17 protein-coding genes and 1 riboswitch are annotated in these 25,182 nt (G+C 55.3%); of the genes, 8 read left to right on the plus strand and 9 right to left on the minus strand.

All coding sequences use genetic code 11. The annotated features are described in order from the left end of the window. Positions 1-233: 233 nt before the first annotated feature. The gene (locus tag HKD28_RS04925) at positions 234-1,625 is read left to right on the plus strand and encodes an NAD-dependent succinate-semialdehyde dehydrogenase (RefSeq protein WP_194267311.1); all 1,392 of its coding nucleotides are present in this window, start codon (positions 234-236) and stop codon (positions 1,623-1,625) included. Between the two features lie 228 nt (positions 1,626-1,853). Further along, entirely contained in the window at positions 1,854-3,146 is a 1,293-nt protein-coding gene (locus tag HKD28_RS04930) for an NAD(P)/FAD-dependent oxidoreductase (protein ID WP_194267313.1), read from the plus strand. A 466-nt stretch (positions 3,147-3,612) separates the two neighbouring features. Here HKD28_RS04930 and HKD28_RS04935 read toward each other — a convergent pair whose 3' ends face one another. From HKD28_RS04935 to HKD28_RS04955, 5 genes are all read right to left on the minus strand, one after another. After that, the gene (locus HKD28_RS04935) at positions 3,613-4,569 is read right to left on the minus strand and encodes a WcbI family polysaccharide biosynthesis putative acetyltransferase (protein ID WP_194267316.1); all 957 of its coding nucleotides are present in this window, start codon (positions 4,567-4,569) and stop codon (positions 3,613-3,615) included. Between the two features lie 15 nt (positions 4,570-4,584). Then, a complete protein-coding gene (locus HKD28_RS04940; protein WP_194267318.1) occupies positions 4,585-5,766 on the minus strand; it encodes a class I SAM-dependent methyltransferase in 1,182 nt (393 codons plus the stop codon). Positions 5,767-5,775: 9 nt separating this feature from the next. Further along, positions 5,776-6,996 (minus strand): glycosyltransferase family 9 protein, encoded by a 1,221-nt coding sequence (locus HKD28_RS04945; RefSeq protein WP_194267321.1) that lies wholly within the window; start codon positions 6,994-6,996, stop codon positions 5,776-5,778. Positions 6,997-7,046: 50 nt separating this feature from the next. Beyond that, positions 7,047-8,030: an ADP-glyceromanno-heptose 6-epimerase gene (gene rfaD / locus HKD28_RS04950; protein ID WP_194267323.1), complete on the minus strand. Its 984-nt coding sequence runs from the start codon at positions 8,028-8,030 to the stop codon at positions 7,047-7,049. 457 nt (positions 8,031-8,487) lie between these two features. Beyond that, positions 8,488-9,930, minus strand: coding sequence for a glycosyltransferase family 2 protein (locus tag HKD28_RS04955; protein ID WP_194267326.1), 1,443 nt, complete (start codon positions 9,928-9,930; stop codon positions 8,488-8,490). A 249-nt stretch (positions 9,931-10,179) separates the two neighbouring features. On the opposite strand from HKD28_RS04955, the gene HKD28_RS04960 reads away from it, so the two are divergent. After that, on the plus strand, positions 10,180-11,202 hold the full coding sequence (locus HKD28_RS04960) for a bile acid:sodium symporter family protein (protein ID WP_194267329.1): 1,023 nt from the start codon (positions 10,180-10,182) through the stop codon (positions 11,200-11,202). On the opposite strand, the gene HKD28_RS04965 is transcribed toward HKD28_RS04960, so the two are convergent. The 4 genes from HKD28_RS04965 to HKD28_RS04980 are packed head-to-tail and all read right to left on the minus strand — an operon-like array spanning position 11,127 to position 15,699. Further along, on the minus strand, positions 11,127-11,897 hold the full coding sequence (locus HKD28_RS04965; RefSeq protein WP_194267331.1) for an ABC transporter ATP-binding protein: 771 nt from the start codon (positions 11,895-11,897) through the stop codon (positions 11,127-11,129). The genes HKD28_RS04960 and HKD28_RS04965 overlap by 76 nt on opposite strands. 10 nt (positions 11,898-11,907) lie before the next feature. Beyond that, on the minus strand, positions 11,908-12,894 hold the full coding sequence (locus HKD28_RS04970) for a FecCD family ABC transporter permease (RefSeq protein WP_194267334.1): 987 nt from the start codon (positions 12,892-12,894) through the stop codon (positions 11,908-11,910). Further along, entirely contained in the window at positions 12,891-13,751 is an 861-nt protein-coding gene (locus HKD28_RS04975) for an ABC transporter substrate-binding protein (RefSeq protein ID WP_194267337.1), read from the minus strand. The genes HKD28_RS04970 and HKD28_RS04975 overlap by 4 nt, the downstream gene beginning before the upstream one ends. Then, entirely contained in the window at positions 13,741-15,699 is a 1,959-nt protein-coding gene (locus HKD28_RS04980) for a TonB-dependent receptor plug domain-containing protein (protein ID WP_235993301.1), read from the minus strand. The genes HKD28_RS04975 and HKD28_RS04980 overlap by 11 nt, the downstream gene beginning before the upstream one ends. Before the next feature lie 107 nt (positions 15,700-15,806). Next, a riboswitch (cobalamin riboswitch) is annotated at positions 15,807-16,013 on the minus strand. A gap of 158 nt (positions 16,014-16,171) precedes the next feature. Here HKD28_RS04980 and HKD28_RS04985 point away from each other — a divergent pair. The 5 genes from HKD28_RS04985 to HKD28_RS05005 all read left to right on the plus strand — a co-directional run bounded on the left by HKD28_RS04985 (position 16,172) and on the right by HKD28_RS05005 (position 25,064). Beyond that, entirely contained in the window at positions 16,172-16,939 is a 768-nt protein-coding gene (locus HKD28_RS04985) for a sulfotransferase family protein (RefSeq protein WP_235993302.1), read from the plus strand. Between the two features lie 225 nt (positions 16,940-17,164). Next, entirely contained in the window at positions 17,165-19,681 is a 2,517-nt protein-coding gene (locus HKD28_RS04990) for a TonB-dependent receptor (protein ID WP_194267339.1), read from the plus strand. A gap of 202 nt (positions 19,682-19,883) precedes the next feature. After that, positions 19,884-20,354: a DUF892 family protein gene (locus HKD28_RS04995; protein WP_207728851.1), complete on the plus strand. Its 471-nt coding sequence runs from the start codon at positions 19,884-19,886 to the stop codon at positions 20,352-20,354. Between the two features lie 49 nt (positions 20,355-20,403). After that, positions 20,404-21,654 (plus strand): metallophosphoesterase family protein, encoded by a 1,251-nt coding sequence (locus tag HKD28_RS05000; protein WP_194267345.1) that lies wholly within the window; start codon positions 20,404-20,406, stop codon positions 21,652-21,654. After that, on the plus strand, positions 21,654-25,064 hold the full coding sequence (locus HKD28_RS05005) for an AAA family ATPase (RefSeq protein ID WP_194267347.1): 3,411 nt from the start codon (positions 21,654-21,656) through the stop codon (positions 25,062-25,064). Before HKD28_RS05000 ends, HKD28_RS05005 begins: the two co-directional genes overlap by 1 nt. Positions 25,065-25,182: the final 118 nt, after the last annotated feature.

Genomic DNA, 25,182 nt, shown 5'->3' on the forward strand with positions numbered 1-25,182 from the left:
CCCTGCCTCCTGTTGGCTCGATTCTGTAGACGACCGGTCTAATAATAGTCGACCGGTCTAATTTTGTGGGAAAGACCGCCTGAGAAGGGAGTTTTCTTGATGCCGTGCTCTGCCCGTTCAGCAGAGAGCCATATGTTTCGTATCCGGATCGGTTGGAACTTGATGGTCATCTGTATGACGGTGGCCTGCTCTGCTCAGCGTCACTTTTTCCACATATGCAACACGAGGTAAGAATGGCTTACGCAAGTACCAATCCTTTTACCGGCGAAGTGCTGGCAACTTTCCCGAATGCAACAGATGCGGAGGTTCAGACTGCTCTGACGCAGGCCAATGCTGCCTACGAAAAATGGCGTGAGACGTCATTTGCCGAACGCGCACGAATCATGAAGGCTGCAGCTGACATTCTGCGTCGTGACGTCGATAAATATGCCCGTCTCGGAACACTGGAAATGGGCAAGCTTTTCTCGGAATCGAAGAAAGAGGTCATTCTTTCCGCCGAAATCTTCGAATATTACGCCCAATATGCCGAAGAGTTGCTGAAACCGGAATCTCTGCCAGTTGCCGATCCTGCCGAAGGCAAGGCTGTTCTGGTGCATGAGCCGCTTGGAATTGTTCTTGCGATCGAGCCGTGGAATTTCCCATTTTATCAGGTTGTCCGCATCATTGCGCCGCAGCTGTCTGCTGGTAATGCGGTCATTCTGAAGCATGCGTCGAACCTGCCGCAATGCGCTGCCATCTGCGAAGAACTGATGAAGGAGGCAGGTCTTCCAGCGGGACTTTTCCGTAATCTCTACACGGCCCGTCATCATACCGAGATGATCCTGAGTGATCCTCGTGTTGTCGGTGTTGCGCTGACGGGCTCCGAAGGGGCCGGTACCATCATCGCCGCCACGGCAGGCAAGGCGCTCAAGAAATCCATGATGGAACTGGGTGGGGCAGATGCTTTCATCGTTCTGGAAGATGCAGACGTTGAAAAGGCAGCAAAGTTTGCGGTGATTGGACGCCACTGGAATGCCGGTCAGGTCTGCGTTTCCGCCAAGCGTCTTATTGTGGCTGATGCCATTTATGATCGTTTCCTGGAATTATATAAGAAGGGTGTTGCCGAACTGAAGGCTGGCGACCCGATGGACCCGGCAACAACCTTGGCACCCGTCTGCTCCCAGGGCGCGAAGGAAGATCTGGAACGCCAGGTTAAAGAGGCCAAGGAACATGGTGCGAAGGTTGAGGTCATTGGGGCACCCGTGCCCGAAAAGGGTTCTTTCTTCCAGCCGCTCCTGATGACGGGACTGGACAGCAACAACGCCGCCCGGCACTGGGAATTTTTCGGGCCGGTAACGCAGCTTTATCGTGCCAAGGATGAAGATGATGCGGTGCGCATCGCAAATGACTCCCCCTATGGGCTGGGTGGTGCCGTTTTCACGAAGGATGAAACCCGTGGCGCCCGTGTGGCATCTCGCATCCGCACGGGCATGGTGTTCGTCAATCATCCGCTCATTCCCAAGGCAGACCTGCCATTCGGGGGGATCAAGAATTCCGGCTTCGGTCGTGAACTGATTGGTCTGGGCATCAAGGAGTTCGTCAATCACAAGCTGATCAACATCGTTGATATTGACGCTCCGCTGTAATGAAAAAAGGGTAATGGAATTATTCCCATTGCCTTCTGACCTCGGCGTCTGATCACGCATGACGCCGGGAGTTGGCTGACGGACCTTTCTCAAGAAAAACGCATGAATCTTGAAGCCAGCGGATAACACTTCGTCATCCGGAGCTTTCAGTGTGTCAGAAAACCCTGTTTGATTCAGACAAATATGGTTTTTCTGACAGGAGCCGTGCAAACAGAGGCTTGTAAACCAATGACGTCTCGTCCTGAAATTCTGATTGTTGGCGGAGGTGTGGCCGGACTTTCTCTGGCAACCCAGTTGGGAAAGTCCCTCGGTAAGCGTGGCAAAGCCCGGATTACCCTTATCGACAAAAGTTTTTCCCATGTCTGGAAACCGATGCTGCACTGTTTTGCAGCAGGAACGGTTTTAAACGAAAACGACCGTGTCAGTTTTATCACGCAGGCCAGCCGGTATCATTTTGAATTCTGGCCCGGAGAGGTTGTCTCGGTTGACCGGTGCAAGAAGGAAGTTGTTCTCAGCCCATTTTATGCGTCTGATGGCACGCTCGTACTGGATAGTCGTACCCTGCGCTATGATGCCATGGTGCTGGCGATTGGTAGTTGCGCCAATGATTTTGGTACACCAGGTGTAAAGGAACATTGTCTGCCGATCGATAATCTGGTCGATGCCAACCACTTCAATGAAAAATTCCGCATGGAGTTACTCAAAGCATTCGCCAACACCTCGGAACTGGATATCGCGATCGTTGGCGGAGGGGCAACAGGGACGCAGCTTGCGGCGGAACTGCACAAAGCACTTGATATTGTAGATCCCTACAGCCTGCATGCTTTCGGCCGTACCCCCCCCAAGCTGCATGTCACGCTCCTGCAGTCCGGGGCGCGTATTTTACCCGCCTTCCCTGAATCAGTTTCCGAAGCGGCCAAAAATGAACTGGAGCGGATTGGCGTCACGGTCAGAACTGGTGCCCGTGTTGCCCGCGCGGATGCGGACGGTTTCATTCTCAAGGATGGCACACATGTTCCGGCCAAGCTTCGTGTCTGGGCTGCTGGCGTGAAAGCCCCCCAAGTCACGCAGACTTATGGCGGCCTGCCACTAAACCGGTCCGGGCAGATTCTGGTTCATGACAATCTTTCATCGAAAGATGATCCGAATATCTTTGCCGTGGGAGACTGCTCGTTTATCGAAGACGATCCATTACCAGCGACAGCACAGGTTGCGCGCCAGCAGGCCAATCATCTGGGGCGACATCTGCCGGCCTGGATCGAGCATGGGCGGGACGTGCCAGGATGCATCTTCCACAACAAAGGGGCGATCGTGGCGTTGGGTAAATACAACGGCTGGGCGGCTTTACCGGGTGGGACTGTCTGGGGTGGTGGCTTTTCTCACGGCCTGTCGGCAAGACTGGGGCATATTATGTTGTATCGACAGCATCAAATCGAATTGTTTGGATACTATCGCGGTTTGATTTCCTTTTTCTCCGACTGGGTGGAAGGGTTTGTCCGTCCCTCCATTCGGCTGGACTGATGAGGTATCCGGTCTGTCTGAAGTTATGGATTTCCGACAGACCAAAACCTGTCAAACGGAAAAACATTCATGTGTTTTTCTGCGCAGAATGTCTGCTGATGTGAGCGATTATCAGTCAGCGAAACCAAGGGTTCACGCAACAAGGACATTCAAACTGTTTTTCCTCATTCGGCACGCTGTCCTGCGGATTATCGCACCTTATAGAGGATTCATGCTGCTGACCCTCATGTGTTGCATTCAGGGTTGGAACATCTCCAGGCAAACCAACGTCCTCGTTTTGTGTATGATCAGACCTCATCATCGTTTCCATAATAGAGTTTACCAAGCCCGATCAGTGGAGAATTCTTATCGCGGCGATGAGCGCTGGTATCTCGCAGTGAGTGGGTTTGGCTATGAGTGCCGCGTCTAGATAAGGGCTTTCATATCCTTGGTTAGGTTTTAATTCAGGACCAAAGATATGGAAATATTAAAACCGACGTTTCAGACTGGCCCTCATAGGAGGCTGGATAACAGGCGCATCTGGATCTACCAGAAAACGTAGATTACTTTCGTTAGAATAATATTGGGTTAAATCGCTTGGGGAGTGAACAACAAGATCTCTACGTGGTGTATTTTTATACGTATCATAGAACTGCGAAATCAATTCAGCACGATTTATAAATCTACGCCCCAACGAATTGATGCGCCAATAGCCCGACCCCCGATAAGGGAGGTTTCGCATTTCAGCAACCAGATTATCGATCGGTGTTGTATCATGCTCTTCCAGAGGATCTTCGATAATAACAGGGTTGATACTTCTGTAGATCACACCAGAATGCAGAAAAACCTTCTCAAGATATTCTGACATCAAGGCAAGAGAAGGGTGATTCATTGTGATGAACGCGGGATAGCGCAAACAGGCCTGTTCCATGAGGGCAGCGCCTGGAACATCGACGCTATTGCTCCCTTCGCGGCGAAACATTTCCGCCATACTGTTTTCCCATGCCTGCAGGAGACCAAGCCGACTATAGTTTTCCCTGTTAAAACAATGGGCAGCATTTTCTTCGCTTTCTCCCCGTAGGAAGGCATCCAGAATAACAATGCTGTTAATAGCCGTAGGTTTATCCAAGCGATTTCCAAAGCTGCCTATCATACAGCTATCGGGAAAAAGCCCTCGAAAATAGAAGTTTGCAATTGTTTTGACTTTAGAACCAAAACGTTCACGCAGAGCTGTTTCGTTTGTGATCGAAAAGGACGCTGTTTGGGTAAAAATATAATCGCAGTCTTCCAACTGCTCAACAAACCGCTCACGAACAGTCTCTTCACGGGTTTCGGGCCGTGAATAATCCAGCGCTACAACTTCAGCTCCGGCGACCATAAGGGGCGTTAAAGCACTGTAGGATTGTACCTGACAGTTCCCTAAAAAACCTATGCGACATGTCATGGATACAATTTCCCGTCAGAATCTAAAACAGCCAAGATAGAAGTCTGCACGCCCTTCCTGATTGGGCATGTCGAGTACCTGCGGGAAAAGTTCATCAGTCTCTTCGGATGAATAAAGGTCTTTTCGGGCAAAACTGATCTCAAGAGATTCCGGCAGAATAATATTCTGCACATTTACGAGATTGCCGCAGTTGTTCCCGTGGACGTGAAAAACAAAGAATTTCTCTGCCAGCTTCTTAAAAACCCTTTCTGCTCGCGCACGGAATTCTGGCTCTGCAAGGCGCTCGCAATGATGGAATTCCACAACAATCTGAGTGAACCGTTCAAGGATATCCAAGGAGGTTGTATCAAAAACCGACCATTCATCTCCCTCGATATCCATTTTCAGAATGATCGGGACATTTTGAGGAATAGCGTTATCCGAAATTACATCCCGAAGGAGACGCCCCTCCTCTTCTTCGTGGGCTGTAATACGCTGGGAGTAGAAATGAAAACGTTCATGCGACTGCGGTAATGCGCTAATAGTATGGTCGTACTGAAAGACCTCACAACCGCGTTCTGCAACAGCGAGGTCCCAGGAAACATCATCATTGATGCCCAGGGAAATTGCCACGCTTCCCGATGGAAAACTGTCAAGCATGACATACCCGCCATCGTAATCACGTCCAACACGGCATTTTTCGACGTCTTTTGCTCTCCTTGGGGCAAGAAAGCGGAGAATATGGCGTATTTCCTCCGCCCCTTCAGGCGTCGCGTTCCAGCTTGGAAAGACTGTTTCTTGGGCGCGCGCCAGACTTTCCAAAACCTCCAGCTTCTGATTTTGAGTTTCAGAAAGGCGCGCTAACCTGTCGATCTGTTCCTGAACGATGGATGGGATACTCTGCTCCATTGCAGGTACAATGATTCTGGCCAGAGCTTCTGTATTGGTGCTTTGCTCCAACAGCTTTTTCTGGGTATTCAGCAAATTGGTGATATCGCGATGCTGCTCGATCAGAAACTGAGTTGTTTCATCACAGAACTCGTTTACGGAAGACATACCCGAAGTCATTTCACGGATAAGAGACTGCGGTATGATGATTTTCTTTCTCTCAAGAACATCCACTCTGTTTGAGAGTATATCCAGTCTATCAAGAATAATTTTAAGAACGCTGAAAACATCGCGTGGAAAACTGCGAATATTTTTTGCCATCTGAAACATGTGAAATCCTTATGCCCCTATTACGCCGGTCGTCATGCGGCGTCGATGGGCCGCGATAATCTTGTTTCTAACAGCCGCCCGCACATCTTCCTGAGTGATATCGAGAATACAGCTATGATTGTGGTTACAGTCTTTCAGCTGCAAAATATGGCAACTTGAACAGGGTGTGGGAACGCGCAGAACGGTAACGTCTTCCCCGACAGGTGCCCACATAGCGGTAGGATCAATGCCGGAAAAAATACTGACCGATGAGACTCCCATCCTCGCCGCCATATGGGTCAGGCCCGTGTCATTGCCGATATATAAGTCAGCGCGAGTCAGCAGATCCATAGATTCTCTTAAAGTCGTTTGACCAATAAACGACGCAAGAAAAGGTGTTCGGCAGGTTTCCAGAAGATAATCCGAATCTTCTTTCTGATCCGGCCCTCCCAAAAGAAAAACCGCTACTTTCATTTTGTTGCAGAGCCATGAAATCAAAGACTGATAACGACTCAGAGGCCAGTTTTTTACCAAACGCCCGGACGAAGTATTTATAGCGACAACGATGCGCCCCTGAGCAAATCCCAAATCGACAGCAGCAGGTTGCGCAAGGCGTTCCCTCAAGAGTCGACCGATATCTGGAGAGGTCCGGAACAGGCCGATAACACTGTCAGCCAGTCTTTTCATCAGAAGGGTCTGATGCATGCCCAGGTTCATGTCTGTTCCTGGAGGCATGGCATGTGGGAGCCACATGGTCATCATCTGATTTAACTTATGCGAGCCTGAATCAAAGCCACATTTATAAGTTGCCTGAAGATGAGGAAACATGACCCGTGTATCGATATCGATACGCACATCCACGATAAGATCGAAAAATTTCTTTTCGAGGCCATTAAGGAGCTTAACGGAGAAAGGCGGCCTGGGTATGTCTGCACGGGATTCGAAGAAATTTACGACATGGATTTCGTCAAAGAAATCCAGTGCCCGTGCAATTTCTACATTCCAGGGTCCGCAAGCTAATGTCAGATGTGCGTTAGGAAATGCCTGACGCATGGCAAGCATAGCATCAAGCGATAAAATGAAGTCACCTATGGCATCTGCCTTGATCAGCAAGATGCGCTCAAGAGGCACTTTTTTGTTGAAGGCCTGATAGGCGGCCAAATCAGACCAACGCTCTGCAATGCCGAATAGAGAACGACTGCCATTGCCGTACTGCCAGTCATGAGAGTGCAATATGTCATCTGAATGCACGGCGAGACAATCCTACTCTAAATTCCATAGTGAAAAATGGACAATGCAGCTTAACGATAAGGGTCTTCAGAATTGAGATACGTTTCGATGCAATGACGTACCGCTGTCTCCAAAGAAGTGGACGGCACAGGATAACCTGCTGCTCGCAGACGCTTCTGATCAGCTTTGGTATAATACTGGTAACGCTCACGCATTGTTTCGGGCATTTCAACAAAACGGATCCGTCTTTCCAGACCCAGCGTATCGAAAATGGCATACATAAGATCCAGGAAGCTCCGCGCTTCGCCGCTCCCAAGATTGTAAAGAGCGACGCCCTGAGCGTGTTGCAGTAACCATTCGATAGTGCGGGTTATATCCAGGACATAGACGAAGTCACGAAGCTGCTCTCCATCTTTGTAGTCAGGTTTGTAGCTTTTAAACAGGTTTACGGTTTCGCCATTTCGGATGAGGGGAAAATATTTAGAGACCAGACTCATCATTCCACCTTTGAACTGCTCATTGGGTCCAAAGACATTGAAAAATTTCAGTCCGATGCAGACGGGAGGCAATTTTTCCCCGTTCTCAAGACGGGTAGCGATAACCTGATCGAAGAGATGCTTGCTCCAGCCATAAAGGTTGAGAGGCCTCAGCTGACGCAAATACGAGAGAGAAATATCATCGTCGAAGCCATGGCTGCCATCACCGTAGGTCGCAGCCGATGAGGCATAAATAAGCTTGACTTGATGCTCCGTACACCAGTCAAGCAGCTTCAGGGAGAACCGAAAATTACTTTTCATGACCTCATCCCCATCCTGAGCCAGGGTGGATGAATTGGCGCCCATGTGAACAATGGCTTCGATGTCTGTGCGGCCCTGTAGCCACGACATCAGTTCATCCGGAGGAATGACGTCTTGCACGATTCGTCGCCCAAGGGTTTGCCATTTTCCTTCGGACCCGAGAGTATCGCAGACGACAATATTATTTTGGCCAGATTCGTTAAGAGACGCAACGATATTAGACCCAATAAATCCGGCTCCTCCGGTAACAACAATCATTCTATATTCCTGCTCTACTAGAAATTACCGTATGTGTAACTTACGAACCAAAAGCGGTTTATATACTGAAACCCTTATAGCTAACACTCCTCCAATACGCGAACTTTCCTCAATTTTTCAGTGTGTGAAGAGATTTTTGAAACCCCATGGATGAGCAATTCGGCATATCATCAGGCTTCCCATGAGGATGTGGATCATGATTTCTGCAACGTTGATTCATTGCTCACAACGTTTCACCAACCAGCGCGACAGAAGATCGTCAATGATCGTTTGATTTTTCCGTCAGATCGGAGTGCATTCACTGCTCTTCGTAAAGAGCAGTTTTGAATTACGCCCATTCTTGCCAAAAACTGTCTTTTATCACACAGAATCAAGAAACCCTTTGTATGCCGACCGCATTGCGGCGACGGCATACAGGCAATAGATTACAATTATTATTTCGAAATTCAGTTAAATGTTAGTCCTGTATACGGCACGATATGTTCAAATTCCTGAACATTTGATTCCATGCTTCCTGTTCTCTTTCGACTTCGCAGATATCTGGGACATCGGTGTTATAAAATAGCATTCTAGGATCAGCCTTAGCCGAAGAGCCAAAATTAACGAACAAGACTTTAAAGTCCAGATTAGGATAGCGGGCAGATATAGCTTTAATAAGACGCTGAAAATCAGCTGGATTAGAGCCTTCAGGACGATGACTTCCCGCGTACAGATAACTGTCCCGCCAGTCCCTTACAAATAGAACCTTTTTGGAACCATCACACGCACTATCCATCTTCTCGATTAGAGAACGATAATTTTTTCTTGTATCATCTATATTTGAGACAAAACTTCCAACTCTTTCCGCTGGCTCTACAATATTGTTAATATTTTTATGATAAATCAATAATGTTTCACGGCATCGTAGGGCATCGTAATATCCATACAGGCATACCGTAGAAAGGAGATGCTCAAAATTCGTTTCAAATAGCGATATCAGTGTATGAAAAGGCGTAATAAACTGTCCAAACAGGTCCGAACCTGTTTTATGAAAGAAATTTTCTACAAACAAGGAAGAGCGATGGTCTCCTCCCAACGAAATTATGGAATCGAATTCTTTGTGTTCGAACTCGTTATTCGCTGAAGGACGATTCAGTGAAGAATTAATTTCTTCTCTGAATAAAAACATTTGCTCGTCCGTTCTCCAGGGTGAACGGTATATGGGATCCTTTTTGATCTCTTCATGAACACGCTGATTATAGCTGGCAATTTCATGATCTCCATGACTTTCGGAAGGCATAACACTGAGCCCGCCGCGAAGATAATAAACCTGCCCCCGTTCCGGAGTGAGGTATTGAGGCAGACCTCCGTAGCCTGCTCGGAGAAACCGGTGTGTATGTTCAACGTGCTCTTCGCCATATTTCTTAAATCTGACATCCAAGAACCCGACGTAATCAAGAGCTTTTGCGTGATATCCCACACATAATGCCTGATGCATGGGCGCAATATAAGGATCGACGGCTGTTCCCGATCCGGAGGAAATATCATTGTCTATTTCGATGGTGATCTCAGGCATATAATTGATGTGCCCAAAGGACTCTAACGCATCAATCCATTGTTGCTCCCACCCGAATTCTACAGGCTTGCAGTCATCTTCAAAGATGATGATATTATCACATTTTCTTTCATTTTTAAGAAACCAAATAGCTCTATTTCTATTCCACGCGATTCCTCTATTATCTCCGGTAACACATGTGATCCGCATCTCTTTTAGGGTTTTCTGAGTGCCATCAGAAGACCCGTCATCAGCCACAACAAAATCAAACGGTACTTTTGTAAAACGGAAGATATTTTGGATTGTCTCTAAAAGAATATCTTTTCTATTATAGGTAATAATCCCAATACCTAACTTGCCAGCCATAGAAATGTAACTCCATCGAAGATGGAAAATAACATATCGTTGGTTTGTCTGTTGGAAAAGATCTGCACGGTAAGAATTAAGGATTTTGTAACAACCTGATGAGGCAAGATAAAATGTCCGAAGGGCCTTCCAGATACCAGCAGGTGTCAAACATGTCCCTAGGGGGCACCGATCAAATCCCGACACGGTTTGGAACCCCTCATTTCCCGAACCGTTGCATGTTCAGGGTGAATACGGACATAGTGCGGCATGAAGCGCCTTGACCCTTTCCTCTTTTCCCTGATCTGCGCGATTGCGCTGGCCTCCATCCTGCCCTGCCGCGGACAGATGGAGCATCTTCTTCAGCATGTCGTGACGATCCTCATCACCTTCATGTTCTTCTTTCAGGGCGCGAAGCTCGAACGTCACGCTATCGTGGACAGCGTGAAGGACTGGAAACTTCAGGGCAGCGTTCTGCTCTGCACGTTCGCTCTGTTTCCTCTGCTCGGGGTCGGGCTTCATCTGCTGTTCCGGGCGATCTTTCCCGATGCGCTGTTCGGCGAGGAACTGTGGTCGGGCGTGTTGTTCCTGTGCTGCCTGCCGTCCACCGTGCAGTCTTCCATCGCATTGACCTCCATTGCGAGGGGGAATGTTACGGCGGCAATCTGTGCCGCGACGGTCTCCAACATTGCAGGCATCGCAATGACACCGCTGCTGACCGGGCTGGTGCTCGGGCATGTGGGGGCGGAGCATTCCCCGCTGGGGTCCATCCTCGACGTGAGCAAAGAGCTTCTGCTGCCCTTCGCGCTGGGACAGATCCTTCAGAAATGGGTCGGGCCGATCGTGCGCAAGCACAAGATCCTAATCTCATTTACCGACCGCGGGTCTATCGTCGTTGTGGTCTATACCGCGTTCAGTTCCGCCGTGGTGGAGGGGATCTGGCATCGTGTTTCGGGCGCGCATCTTCTGGAAGTCGCATTGCTCGACAGTGCCATGCTGGCGCTGGTTCTGGGTCTGTCGCATTTGATGGGCAAGGGGCTTGGACAGACAACATCAAACTGCATCGCGCTTCAGTTCTGCGGATCGAAGAAGTCTCTGGCTTCAGGCGTGCCGATGGCGAGCGTCATTTTCCCGGCGGCGTCGGTAGGCATTATTGTACTGCCGCTCATGATCTATCACCAGATCCAGCTTTTCACCTGCACGCTGCTGGCCCGACGCTATAGCACGCGATTTCTTGACACCAGCGACCAGGGGACAGCGACCTCTCCGCAGCGCCGCACCGCCACACCGTAAACCTCGGCAAAGAGCGCGTCTGTCAGCACGTCTGATGGCGTGCCGATGCTGACGAGAGCACCTTCCGACAATACGGCGATCCGGGTGCAGAAACGGGCTGCAAGCGCCAGATCGTGCAGGACGACGGCCACGGCCTGACCCTGAGCCGCATACCGGTTAAACAGTTCCATGACCGTCAGGGCCTGAGCGGGATCGAGCGCTGCGACCGGCTCATCTGCCAGCAGGAGGGGAGCCTGCACCGCAAGCGCCCGGGCGAGCAGAACACGCGCGCGTTCTCCCCCCGATAGACTGACGCAGGAGCGGTTGGAAAACGCGCTCATTCCCACGGCATTTAGCGCCTGCTGAACGGCAGCCATATCCTGTTCCGCCGAGGCTGTGCGGCGATGGGGCAGACGACCGAGCGTCACAACGTCCCGCACGCTCATGCCGATGGCGGCCGGGGCGTCCTGCGGCAGATAAGCCAGATGCCGCCCGCGCTGATCGGGCGGCATGGAGAACAGGTCCTGCCCGTCCAGCAGGACACGCCCGGTCTCGGGACGAAGCAGCCCGGCCATGACGCGCAGGAGCGTGCTTTTACCTACGCCATTCGGGCCGATCACGCCAAGCACTTCGCCGGGGCGGACGTCGAGCGTGATGTCATGCAGAAGCTTGTTCCCCTGAAGGGTCAGGCTGAGTGTGTCGGTCTGGAGGATCATGATCCGCGCCTCATACCGGTCGTCCGCGCAGGCGCCAGACCTGCCAGAAGAAAACCGGCGTTCCGATCAGGGAGGTAACGACGCCGAGTTGCAGTTCGGTGCCACTGACAGGCAGGCGCACGAACAGATCAGCCGCCAGCAGCAGTGCGGCCCCTCCCAGCACGGACGGCAACAACAGACGTGAGGGTCGCGCTCCGACGAACGGGCGCAGCAGATGCGGCATGACGAGGCCGATGAACCCGATCCCGCCCGCGACCGCCACACCGCTTCCAACAGCCAAGGCCGTTCCGATCACGACGCGCCATTGCACGGCGCGCAGGGAAAAACCCATCGTATGGGCTACGTCTTCACCAAGGGTCAGGGCATCCAGCGAGCGTCCTGTCCCGAGCAGAAACGCCGACCCAATCAGCAGGCCGGGCAAGGCGATCAGAACGTCATGCAGGCTCGCACGGGACAAGGAGCCCATCAGCCAGTGCATGATTTCGTAGGAGGCATAGGGGCTCGGCACGAGATTGAGCGTCAGGGCCAGAAGCGCGGCACTCATGGAGCCCAGTGCCGCACCGGCCAGTACCAGAACGAGCGTCCCGCCGCGCGTGAGGGCCAGAAGCAGAAGCGTTGCCAGCCCGACGCCGGACAGCGCCGCCAACGGGAGTGCGGGCGCCCACACGGCCGAGACGCCGGTATAAAAAACGAGGACCGCCCCAAGCGCCCCGCAGCCCGAAATGCCCAATACTCCCGGATCGGCGAGCGGATTGCGGACCAGCCCCTGAAGCGCAGCTCCCGAAAGACCAAGTGTTCCGCCAACCAGCAGGGCGAGAATCATGCGCGGCAGGCGGATCTGGCCGATGATGGTCGCGGCGATCGTCTCGCGGCCATGCAGCATGTCGGACAGCCCCTGAAGGACGCCGATCCCCGCCGGGCCCGCGGCAAGCGACACGATGGCGAGGGTCAGAACCAATACCCCCAGAACAGCAACGGTCAGGGCATAACGGCTCATGGTGAAGGCTCCGCTGCGGTTAGACGATCATGCGCGGCGATCAGGGCCTCCAGCGCAGCGAGTGTTTCGGGCGTGCCGCACATCGTCAGACGGCCGGGAAGCGCCAGACGATGTGCGCCCGTAAAACGTCCCTGTAGCGCGGGATGGCGAACGACATTTTCGGCCAGAGACGCGCCTTCGGAAATCATGCCGGTCACCAGAAGGTCTGGCGGATGGGCGATCAGGGTTTCCAGCGCGATGGTGCCGTCCGGCCGTTCGGAGGCGGACAGGCGGAACCCGGCGCGTTTGAGAAGATCGGAGATCAGCCCGCCCTCTTCTCCTGCAAGGTTCGCGCCGATAACCGTTGCCGTCAGGATTTTTTCAGGCTGGGCGGGATGGAGGCTTTCAAGCCGGTCCGCAAACGCGCGGATCATGTCCTCGCCGCGCGCCTCTTCGCCAATGGCGTGGGCGACGGTCCGGATCTGAACGGGAATATCCGCAAGGGACGCGATAGAGGGAAGCTGGACGAACGGAACATGCAGGGCGTCCGTCACGAGCGCGGCGGTCGGGCGGTGCCATGTGCCGTCCAGTACAAGATCGGGACGCGTGGCGACGAGGTTCTCCCCGTCAGGGCGCTGCACGGGGTAGGTTTGTGCCAGTTCGCAACGGACGGATTCCGCGCAGTCCGTTGCCAGCGGGCTCAGACCGAGAATATGGGACGGGTCCGCCAGTTCGAGCAGCAGTTCGTCCGTACACAGATTAAGCGAGACGATACGGGTCCGCACCGGACCGGCACAGGCCGATCTGGCAAGAGCGCCCGACAGCAGAAGCACTGCCGCCGGGGCTGAGAGGACGTGAAGGAACGCCTTAAAGGCCAAACGTCACACCGCCGTAGAAAGACCGGCCCGGCTGGAGGTAGCCGACCGGGTTTTCATAATAGCGGTTCCCCAGATTGTCGCCACGCGCAAACAGCGTGACGAAGTTCGCCAGCTTGTATTCCGCGGCGATGTTCACCGTCACGTAATCATGGCCGATCGTGCTCATGGATGTGTAGCGGTCGAGATCATGCCAACCGCTGACATAGAGCAGGCTCGGTGTGATACTCAGGCGCTTGGTCGGCGTCCAGATAACGCTGGCCGTCGCCTTGTGACGGGGACGACGAACGAGGGCCGCGCCCGTGCTGCGGTCCGTGGCATCGGTCCAGGTGTACGTGCCGCGCAGATCCACGCTCTTGATGATGCGATAATCGACGAATGCCTCAACACCATGCGTCTGGGCGCGGGCCACGTTGACATAGGTGTAGTTGTAGCCCGACAGCGCCGTATTGATGAGATTACGGACATGGTTGCCGTAATAGTCGGCCCCGAAGGTCAGCTTGCCGTTCAGAAGACGCTCTTCAAACCCGGCGTCAAAGCCCAGAAGGCGCTCGGCCCGCAGGTTCGGGTTCGCGAGAAAATAATAGGCCGGGTAGCTGACGAAAAGCTGGTTCAGCGACGGACCGTGGAAGCCCGAGCCACCGCTGGCCTTCAGCGTCAGACCCGTTCCGGGGATTTTTACAGCCGGGGCCACACGCCATGTCACATAGTTGCCGTAACGCGAATTGTTGTCGTAGCGGATATTGGCCGAGCCGAAGAGAATATCGTGCCAGTGCCCCTCAAGCTGCCCCCAGGCGGCGTTCGTCGTGGTCTGAGCGTCGATCGGCGTCAGGATGCGCTCGCGGATATAATCATATCCGACGAGGAATGAGCCGTTATGGCCGAGATGCGTCAGGCCCTGCCAGTCCACTTTCAACCGGTCACCACGATTGGACGCGATGTCTGATTCCCCAGCCGTAATGTCATGGCGGCGATAGGTGACGTAACCGACGCCCAGCGTCTGCTCGAACACGCCCTTGAAGGACTTCAGATGGGCCGTTCCACGCAGGATGGCCTGTTTGAGATCGCTCTCATTCTGCTGGGCTGAGGGCAGCGTCGGGTAGGAACTGTAATCGTCGGCGACGTATTCGTAATCCGCCTGCGTCAGATGGGCCGTGAAGCCGAGGTCGAAATTGTCCGTCACGTCGTAGCCGAGGCGCACATTGGCGGTGCGGTTGTCGTTGCGGTTGGACGCAACGTCATGGCCGTGAACCTGCGCGCGAATGTCTTTCGGCACGGCCTGATAATCGCCAACATGGTTGTGCGAGACTTCGACCATATAATGAAAACGATGGAGCGAGCCCGAGAACCCGGCCGTCTGGTTCTTGGTGGAATAGCTGCCGCCTTCGAGCCGGACGAAACCATGCAGCGGCCCCTGCCCCTGCTTGGTCGTCATGTCTATGACACCACCCATCGCATCCGCACCGTACAGGCCGCTCTGCGGGCCGCGCAGGATTTCCACGCGGGCCAGCCCGTCCGTCAGGAACTGCGCCGTATCGAACGCCCCGGCCGGAGTGGACGGATCGTTGATGTCCATTCCGTCCAGCCGCACCTTCACTTCATTGGCGTTGGTGCCGCGCATGAAGATCGACCCCGTACCCCCAGGACCACCCGTGCGCACCATGTTCAGACCCGGCTCACGAGACAGAAGGTCCGCGAGGTCACGCCGCTGGAGAAGTTCAATGTCACGCTGGGTCACAACCGTAACCTGCGAGCCGACCTTGCTCAGATCCTGCGGGATGCGGTTTGCCGTGACCGTAACAGTCTCGGGGACGGACGATGAAACGGCTTTCGGAGCCGGAGATGCCTTGGGCTTCAGCGGCGAAACCGGCTCCTGTGCCGGAACGGACGCCAGCGCCGGAACAGCGACGAGCATGCTTGTCGCAAGAAGAAGGCGGGAAATACGGGGCATGGTGATGGTGGTGTCTCGTCGTTCTGCGTTGCCCTCAAGAAGGAGGCAGACCCGCCGTCGCGCGGTCTGACCCGGCGTTCCGATGCACCCCGCCCGGACCGTCCTTCGGACAACTCATGCTGACGGCAGGTCTCCTGGCTCATGCTCCGTCTTCAGGCCCCTTCCCGGCCTGCGCCAGTGGGTTCATGTCCTGAAATCGCGCCACCGGCCTTGTGAGGCAGCAGCCAGCATTTACAGTTGCGGGGGCAGCCGCAGCTTCACACTGCATTCCCTTTTCACCCGCGCAAACGGGCGCCGTCAGCTGTCATGAAGCGCCCTGCACAGGGCAAGTCAAATACAAAAGACCTTTTGTGACAGATTTGACACAGTAAAGTCCGCAACATGGCTTTCATTCCGTTACAATCTACCCTTTGCCTCCGTTTCCTGCCGCCGCCAGTGTCCGTTTCAACAGAGACAGGATCAGGACACGGTCATGACGCCCCCTTCTGCCGTTCGAATGAGTGACGAGACCCATACCCTTCTCGCTGACCCCGTCGATCGCGGCCCAGAAGGCTCCGGCCTTCCGCAACGGATGTTGTGTCAGTTGTTCGGGGTGCATCAGTATCCCGATGTTCATGCCCGTGCCGCCGATCTGAGGCTACGGCTGCCGCTTGGTCGAAAGCGCCTTCAGCGGCTTGAACGTATCCGGGAAGCCGGCGCGCTGTTCATCCATGTTCCCAAAAATGGCGGAACGTCAGTCTGTGACCTACTCTATGGTGGGATCATGCTGCATGAGACATGGCGTTATTATCATCATGTGGCGCCAGAACTCTGTCGGACGCTACCCAGTTTTGCGATCTGGCGCGATCCTGTGAAGCGTTTCGTCTCCGCATGGTCTTTTGCACGGCGCGGCGGGACGGCGCGCGTTCGGATCCATCCTTCCTTCAACCAGTTCTACCGCTCGCTCCACACGCTGGATGATGCCATCGATCATGTGGAATCCTGCTCCTCCGTTTATGACATGGACCACGTGTTCCGGCCCCAGAGCCTGTATGTCTGTGATCGGAATGGTCGGCTTGCGGTGGATCAGCTTGTTCCGATGGAGCGGATCTCGTCCCTGCCCGATCTGGTACCTGCCCTGCGCGGCAGGATCGTGCCCCATCTGAACAGCAACAGCCACGATACCGTCGCCACGCCTGCACAGGCAAAGAGGATTCGACAGATCTACAGCGCAGATGAAGACCTGCGCCCCACAGGGTAGGATTTTGAAACGATCTTTCCTCAGAAAAACGGGACATGTCTTCCAAATGTCACAATCGGCGGGGAGTTTCCTGCCATTTATCGCCGTTCCGAAGGTGAAATGTGACTAAATTGCCATACCCCCCTCATGTCATAGTGTATCATGGCACATCTGATTGAAATGAAGTGTGCACTCATGCTTTTTCTCGGCCGAAAGTTCACCTGACCGAGAAAGACCGAAAACACAATGCGCCTTGCTCGCCTGCTTTCGACTTCGGCCCTGTTTGCGTTTGGTACAGTGTCGGCATTTGCCGCACCCGCAGACAGCACGGCTCCTTCGACAAAGAAGAGCCCTACGAAAGTCGCAGCTGCCGCTCCGTCCATGATGGGCAACACGGCTCCAACAGACGAACATGAAGAACATGTCTCAGTCAGCGGTCACCATTCCTATTTCGATGGCGTAACACGCCGCGATGTTGGTGGTGGTCTGATGCAGAAACAGGACGCGGCGAAGTCCGTTTCAGCCATCTCGCGCGACTACATCGAAAAGCAGGCGCCGGGTCAGGACCCGATGCAGCTGATCGCACTGCTTCCGGGTGCAAACGTCACATCCTCCGATCCGGCAGGTCTGACGGGCAGCCATATGAGCGCCCGCGGTCTCGACCAGTCGCAGATGGGTTTCACGCTTGAAGGTTTCCCAATCAACGATATCGGGTCCTTCGCGGTTTACTCCCAGGAAATCGTGGACTCCGAAAACCTGCGCAAAATCAGCCTCGCACAGGGTTCTGCTGACCTCGACAGCCCCCATCTGAGCGCCACCGGCGGCGTGGTCGACATGTATATGATCGACCCGAAGATGAAGAAGGGTGGCGCGTTCGACGTGTCCTATGGCTCCTACGCCTATACGCGCGGCTTCCTGCGTCTCGACACAGGCAAGATCGGCCAGACCAACCTGCGTGCCTATTTCTCCGGTTCCTATGCGACCGAAGATGCCATCCATTCGATGGCCACGAACCGCAAGCTGCATGCCGAAGCCAAGATCGTGAACGACTGGGGTGACGGAAACCGCGTCTCGCTCGCCATCGTCGGCAACCGTTTGTACAACTACCTGACACCCAGCGTGAACAAGGCGTCCTGGGACGCTTATGGCTTCGGCGTCAAGGACAAGTATGTGGCCTCCTGCTACAGCGGCAGCACCTGTACCCGTCCGGATGGTACGACGTTCAAGAACACCAGCAACGCTACGATCAACAACACGGTCTATAACGGCGCTTACAAGGCTGGCGACGCCAACTATTACAAATTCCACCAGAACCCGTTCACCAACATCTACGCAAGTGCTCCCTCGACTTTCAAGCTGACGGATCACCTTGTCCTGACCGAGACGCCATATTTCTGGTACGGCAGCGGCAGCGGTGGTGGAGCCTACACGGTTCCCACGAGCTGGGGCGCAACGTCCATGAGCGGCACACTGGATGGCAAGCCCGTCGCCAAAGGCTCGCTGCTTTATGAACCGTCCATCACCACGACCTATCGTCCGGGTGCCGTCACGAAGCTGACGCTTACCACCGGCGTCAACCGCCTTATGGTCGGTTACTGGTTCGAATACGCCAAGCAGTCCCAGACGGCTCCCGCCACGGGTATCGGCGCCGATGGTACGCCTTGGGATATCTGGGGTGGCGGACCGAACTATGTATTCAATGACGGCACCACCTATCAGTATCGCGCCAGCCTGACGCAGACGCGAACGCACACCATGTTCATCGGTGACAGCCTGTCGCTGCTGAACAACAAGCTCACCATTGATGCCGGTCTGAAATATGCGATCGTCACCCGTGACGGTCACAACATGCTGCCCGACACTTCAACGGGTCCGTATATCGACAAGACGTATTACGAGCCTCTGCCGACAGCATCGATCCGCTATCAGATCAATCCGGAAATGCAGGTTTTCGTCTCGGGTTCGACGAACTTCCGTATCCCGACGAACTACTCCCTGTATGACGCTGGCGCCTATTACAAGAACGGCGGTTACGGCACGCAGGCCAACAAGAACCAGCAGCCGGAAATCTCCATCTCGGAAGAGGCCGGCTGGCGTTACACAGGCCCGACCGTCATGGCCTCGGTCACGTATTTCCACTACAACTTCACGAACCGCCTGATCTCCCAGCAGGAATGCCTCGACAACGCGTGCCTCAACTACGCAACCACCAACATCAACGCGGGTGGCCAGAGCACGAACGGTGTGGATGCGGAGATCGGGACGCGCCCGATCTTCTATCACCTCCGTCCCTATGCCTCGTTCGAGTATGTGGACGCACGCACAACCAGCAACCTGCTGTCCAGCTCGGGCAACAAGGTTGACTACATGCGGACCAGCGGCAAATTCGCTCCTGACACTCCCAAGTATCAGGTCGGCTTCAACCTGGACTATGACGACGGCAACCTGTTCGGCGCCTACAGGCTGAAATACGTTGCCAAGCAGTACTCCACATTCATGAATGACGAACATATCCCAGGCTACGTCAAGATGGACGTCACAGTGGGTTACCGCTTCAAGAACCTCGGCTTCCTCCAAGCCCCGAACATCAAGTTCAACCTGACAAACATCACCAACAACCACTATCTGGGTTTCCCGACAGGCACCCGCGTCAATGCCACGACAAAGACAGGTATCTTCGGAAACTCCATCAAGGGAACGGCCCCGACCTACATGATCGCGGCACCGTTCGCTGCAACCGGTTCCATCAGCGCCGGTTTCTGATCCTTCAGATCCTGCTGTCCCTGAATGCCCCATGCCGGTCTCCGGCATGGGGTTTTTCATGACCATGTAAGGTATTCCAAAACGGAGTGCTGCGCTCTTGCACTCCATTGGACAATATGGCCATTTAAGTTCATACTCGCGACACACCAGAGACACATAAGGATCCACGGTGGGCAGAACGAAAACGACGGACAGGTCAGCTTTGGATATCTATCTGGGCGCTCTTCGGGATCATCTGTCCATTGAATCCAAGGCCATCGAGACCGCACTTTCGGAGCTTCCGGTGTGTGAGCGGTATCCGGGGCTGTGCCAGCGGATGGAGCAGGATCTGGCGATGGGCCGGAGCCATGCGCGGGAGATCACGATCCTTCTGTCCCGACACGGGCACCCTGCCCCGGTTCCGCATGAGACGGTTTCGTCCATTCTCAGCACCGTTTCGGGGCTGTTGCATGGCGGCGAAGCGCGGGACGTTCTGAAGAACGTGCTGGCGGCGAGTGGATACCGGGCGCATCAGATTACGTCACTTCAGATGCTGATCGTGCTGGCGCGGCAGCTTGGTTTTACGCAGGATGCCTCGGCGTTGGAATGTCTGAAGGACGAAGAGACGGCTTCGGCCGAGGCGCTTGAGCGCCTGATGCCGGATATCGTGTCGCAGTATCTGGCCGCCGCCTGATCCCGGCGGGGCTGCTTGCAAGACATCGTGGAGGGCGTAAACTTCGCGGATGTCCTCTTTCCGCTTTCTCCATGCTGCTGACATTCACCTCGACAGCCCCCTAAGGGGGCTGAGCCGTTACGAGGGGCTTCCCGAAGCGGAAATCCGCGGGTCCACGCGGCGCGCTCTGGACCAGCTTGTCGAGACGGCACTGAACGAAAAAGTCGATTTCGTTATTCTGGCGGGGGACCTGTATGATGGGACTTGGCAGGATGTCGGGACCGGGCTCTACATGCTCAAGGCCCTGAGCCGACTGGTTCAGGCGGGCATCCGGGTCGTGACGCTTTCGGGCAATCATGATGCGCAGTCGGTCATTGCGCGGGAACTGCCGCTGCCGGACGGGATCGAGCATTTCTCCTATGAGGCCCCGCAGACATTTCATTGGCCGGAACTGGGCGTGGCGCTGCATGGACAGAGTTTTCGCGACCGTCATGTCCCGCATGATATGACGCGGGCCTATCCCGCGCCCATCGCGGGGTGTTTCAATATTGGTGTGCTGCATACGTCGCTGTCGGGGTATGGCGAGCACGAGACCTACGCGCCCTGCTCCGTCGAAACGCTATCGGCGAAGGGATATGATTACTGGGCGCTGGGGCATGTCCATGCGCGCGAAATCGTCTGCGAGCATCCGTGGATCGTGTTTCCGGGCGTGCTTCAGGGGCGTCACGCGCGCGAGACCGGGGCCTGTGGCTGTGCGCTGGTGAGCGTTGAGGACGGGATCGTCCGCTCGGTCGACTTCGTGAATTGTGATGTCGTGCGCTGGTGTCGGCTGGAGTTGGATGTCAGCGACATGCAAAGCATGGATGGCGTTCTGGGAGCCGCGCGGCGGGAGATGGAACGCGCCCTTTCCCAAGCGGAAGGACGCACGGTGATTGCGCGGATCGTCCTGATGGGACGCAGCATTCTGCATGACCGGTTATGTGCGTCGCAGAGTTGGGAAGACGATCTGCGGGGCATTGCAGTGTCGATGGCGCAGGAGTCCGCCGACGGGACGGCACAGATTGCTCTGGAGAAAATTCGCAACGAGACATCTGCGCCCCTTCGACAGAGCGACGTGGCAGAGACGCGGGAACTTGATTTGGCGCTGGACGGACTCATGCAGGACGCGGCGTTTCTGGCGTCCCTACCCGACGATTTCGAAGGATTTTTCTCTGCCCTGCCCTCCTGCGTGGAGCGCGACAGCCTGATGCCGGAGGGTCAGTTCCCGCTTGAACAGGCGCGGGCGGCGTTGAGGGCACGGTTGTTGGGGGAGACGGAATAATGCGGTTCGAACGCCTCGATCTTCTGCGCTATGGCGGATTTCAGGAGACCACGCTGAATTTTCCGAAAGGGCGGCGCGACCTGCACGTCATTTATGGCGCGAATGAAGCCGGAAAATCGACGACTCTCTGTGCAATCCGGGATTTCCTGTTCGGGTTTCCGCATCATATCGCCGGGGATTGGATGACGGCGGCGTCGCTGCTGCGGGTCGGGGCCAGTCTGGAGCAGGATGGAACGGTTTTTGAGGGCGTGCGACGCCGGGGGCGGACCCAGACACTGTTTGCGGCCGATGACAGGACGCCATTGGAGGATCTGCCACTGCGGACCTGGCTCGGGGGGCTGGATTCGAAGGGGTTTGAGGCGGCCTGGGCGCTGGATCATACGCGGCTGCGCGACGGCGGCGAGGAAATGCGCCGCCTAAAAGACGATGCCGGACTTCAGATTCTGGCGGCCGGACTGGGACTTGAGGGTGTTGGAAAACTGAGTGCGCGACTGCAGGAAGATGTCGGTTCGGAATGGAAATCCGGACGCGCGCGTTCGGCGCTGCAACAGGCCAGACTGAAGTTGACGGCATTGCAGAGCACCCTGCGGAGCGACGTCGTAACCGTCAAGAAACTATCTGTTGCGAATAAGGAACTTTCTGAATCAGAAATAGAAAAACAGTCTTGCGATAGAGCAGCACAAGAACTTGGTGTGCGTCGCAGAACCAATTCCCGGCTGAAAATGACATCCGTTCCTTTTCAGAAACTCATGCAAATCGAAACGGAAATAGGGTCTTTTCCAAGCTGGGTTTTAACGATTGAAGACTGTGCTCGGTTTGAAAATATTCTTGAATCGTTAGAGCGCGAAGCACATGACATCTCGATCGCGCGGCAGCGGTTCGAAGCGTTATGCGGGCAAATTCAGGCATTTGGCGACGGCTCCCCAGTCCTTGCAGAACAAGATGCCATCCAAACGCTTCTGAAGCGCAGTGATCTGATCGCGCGCCTTGAAACAAAGGTCGACGAGCGGAAAACACGACTAACGCGGGATGCGATCTCGCTCGAACAGTTCTGGGCACGGCATGGCTGTGAGGCCGGTACGCTGCCCAGTCGGGAAGAACTGGACGATCTGGAGCAGAGGCTTCAGGCGCGGGCGTTGCTGCGGACACAGGAACAGGATCTGCGAGCGCGGCTTCAGGAAACGGAGCAGGCGCTGAATATTCTGCATCCCGAATCCGTTTCGGAAACGAACGAAAAAATCCACCCTGGAAATCTGCGCCGGTTCCGGCTGGAGCTGGATGAGGCCCGCAGTCTGGGCGCAGTGGATGACCGGATTGACAGTCTTGCCGCCGAAATCTTGCGGCAGGAAGACACTACAACTGCGGCTTATGGGGCGCTGATGCCATGGCGCGCCAGCACGGCCGATCGCAAGGGAGAACTGACGGCGCTTGGATTGCCGGACGGGACGGTTCTGGAAGAAGAAACGCGGCTCTGGGCAATGCTGGACGAGCAACGGCGCGTTGCACGGGACGAGGCGCAGGCGGAGGAAACGGGAGGGGCGCGTCTGGCGCAGCAGTGTCGGCGTCTGGAAGAAGACGGTCAGGCCGTGTCGTGGGAGCAGCTTTCCGAGGCACGACAGGAACGCGATCGGTTCTGGCAGGGCATGGAGGATCAGTTTCACTCCGGCGACTGTCCCGCTCCTGCGACGCGGGAGGCGTTCGGGGTTATGATCCAGAAGGCGGACGGTCTGGCGGACCGGCGTCATGCGCATGCCGAGCAGTCGGCGCAACTGGCGACCTTGTTGCGGCAGCGTGAGGATGTTGCGCTTCGGGCGGAGGAAGCCCATCGGCGGGCGATGCGGGCGCAGGACGAACTGGACCGCCGTCAGACCGCGTGGAGCGCTTTGCTGGAAACATTCGGGGCGCCGGTGCTGCCGCCTGCGTCTTTACAGGTCTGGGTGGTTCGGCGGCAGGAGGCTCTGACCGCGGAAGAGGCGTTGCAGAGCGCAAAAATGCAGCTTCAGTCCGCGACGGACAGTCGGGCCGATATGAGCCGACGGCTGCAGGCTTTTGGTGCGGAATCTGCGTCCGAACGACTGGCGGTTCAGATTCGGCAGGCGACGTCCTTGCTGGAGCAAGGAGAGGACGCGGCGCGGCAGGCGGATGCGCGGAAAAAGGACCGTCTTCAGCGGGAGGAGTCTTTGCTTAAAGACCGGGCAGCCCTGTCCGGCGTGGAGCAGAAGCTGGCGCTTTGGGAGGAAGACTGGGTCCGGGCATGTGGAGACTGCCGCTATCCGGGGCGGCCGGAGCAGGCTGATCTGCGGGATGTGGCAGAGGCGCTGACAATCCGGACGCGGCTGGACAGCGAGCAGAAAGAGCAGGACTCCGAAGCGCGCGATATCGCAGCGTTCCGTATGGAACTGGGCGCGTTTCTTCAGCGCTACGGGCAGGGATCTGCAGCAGAGCTTGAACGGTTCCTGACGCTGGAGCAGGAGCGCGAGCGGGAACGGAAATCCGTTCTGCAGCAGCGTGCGGCTCTTGCAGACGAGATCGCGCAGTCCAATCTGCGGATTGTGGAACTGGAACAGGGGCTGGACCCTGCGCGCCGTCTTCTGGGTCTTGGGGCAGAGGACAACCTGCGTCATGCGTTATCCCGGGCACGGGAGCGGGCAGGGCTTTGCGACAGGCGCGACGAGTTGCGGGAGCAGATTCTTCAGGCCGGGAATGGCCGCTCCCTTGAGGCGCTTCTGGACGAAGCGCGTATGACGGACCCGGAGCAGCTTGAGCGGGACTTCGAGGAGATCGAAGCTGAAACAATCGCACTGGATGCCCGCAAATCAGTAGTGACAGAACGGCTGCTGCGGGCGCGGAGCGCGCTGGCGGAACTGGAAAATGCCCGTGGCGTGCGTGAGGTCGCGGAAGATATTCAGGAGACGGAAGCAGAAATTACCGAGCGGGCCAGCCGGTATGTTTCGCTCAGGCTTCAACAGTTGATGCTGTCACGGCTGGTGGAGCAGGGCCGTCAGCAGGCGCATGGACCTCTTCTGTCGCGGGCGGGGGCCCTGTTCTCACGTCTGACGCTTGGGCGGTACGAGGGGCTTGTGACGGAAGAGAGCGGGTCGGACGGTCTGGTTCTGGCGGGGCAGCGCATGGCGAGCACGACGCCTGTTCCGGTTCACGCCATGAGCGAGGGCACACGCGATCAGCTTTATCTGGCGCTGCGTCTGGCATCAGTTGAGCAAGCTCTGGAGCGGGGCATTCGTCTGCCATTTCTGGCGGATGATCTGTTCGTGACGTTCGATGAAGAGCGGACGGGAGCGGGAATGGAGATACTCGCGGAGCTTTCAGAGAAAACGCAAGTTTTGTTTTTTACCCACCATGGGTATATTATAAATAATTCGAAAGAAATTCCATATTCTATAGAAATATAATTCTTTTTATAAAAAAATATTTACTTTGTTTGAGGGCTACGCTTCAGACATCCAGAGCACGTCCTTTGTCGACACAGTATGAAATACGAGACAACTATTTCCATTCTGGCTGATTTTC

Source organism: Gluconobacter cadivus (assembly GCF_015244745.1).
Taxonomy (GTDB): domain Bacteria; phylum Pseudomonadota; class Alphaproteobacteria; order Acetobacterales; family Acetobacteraceae; genus Gluconobacter; species Gluconobacter cadivus.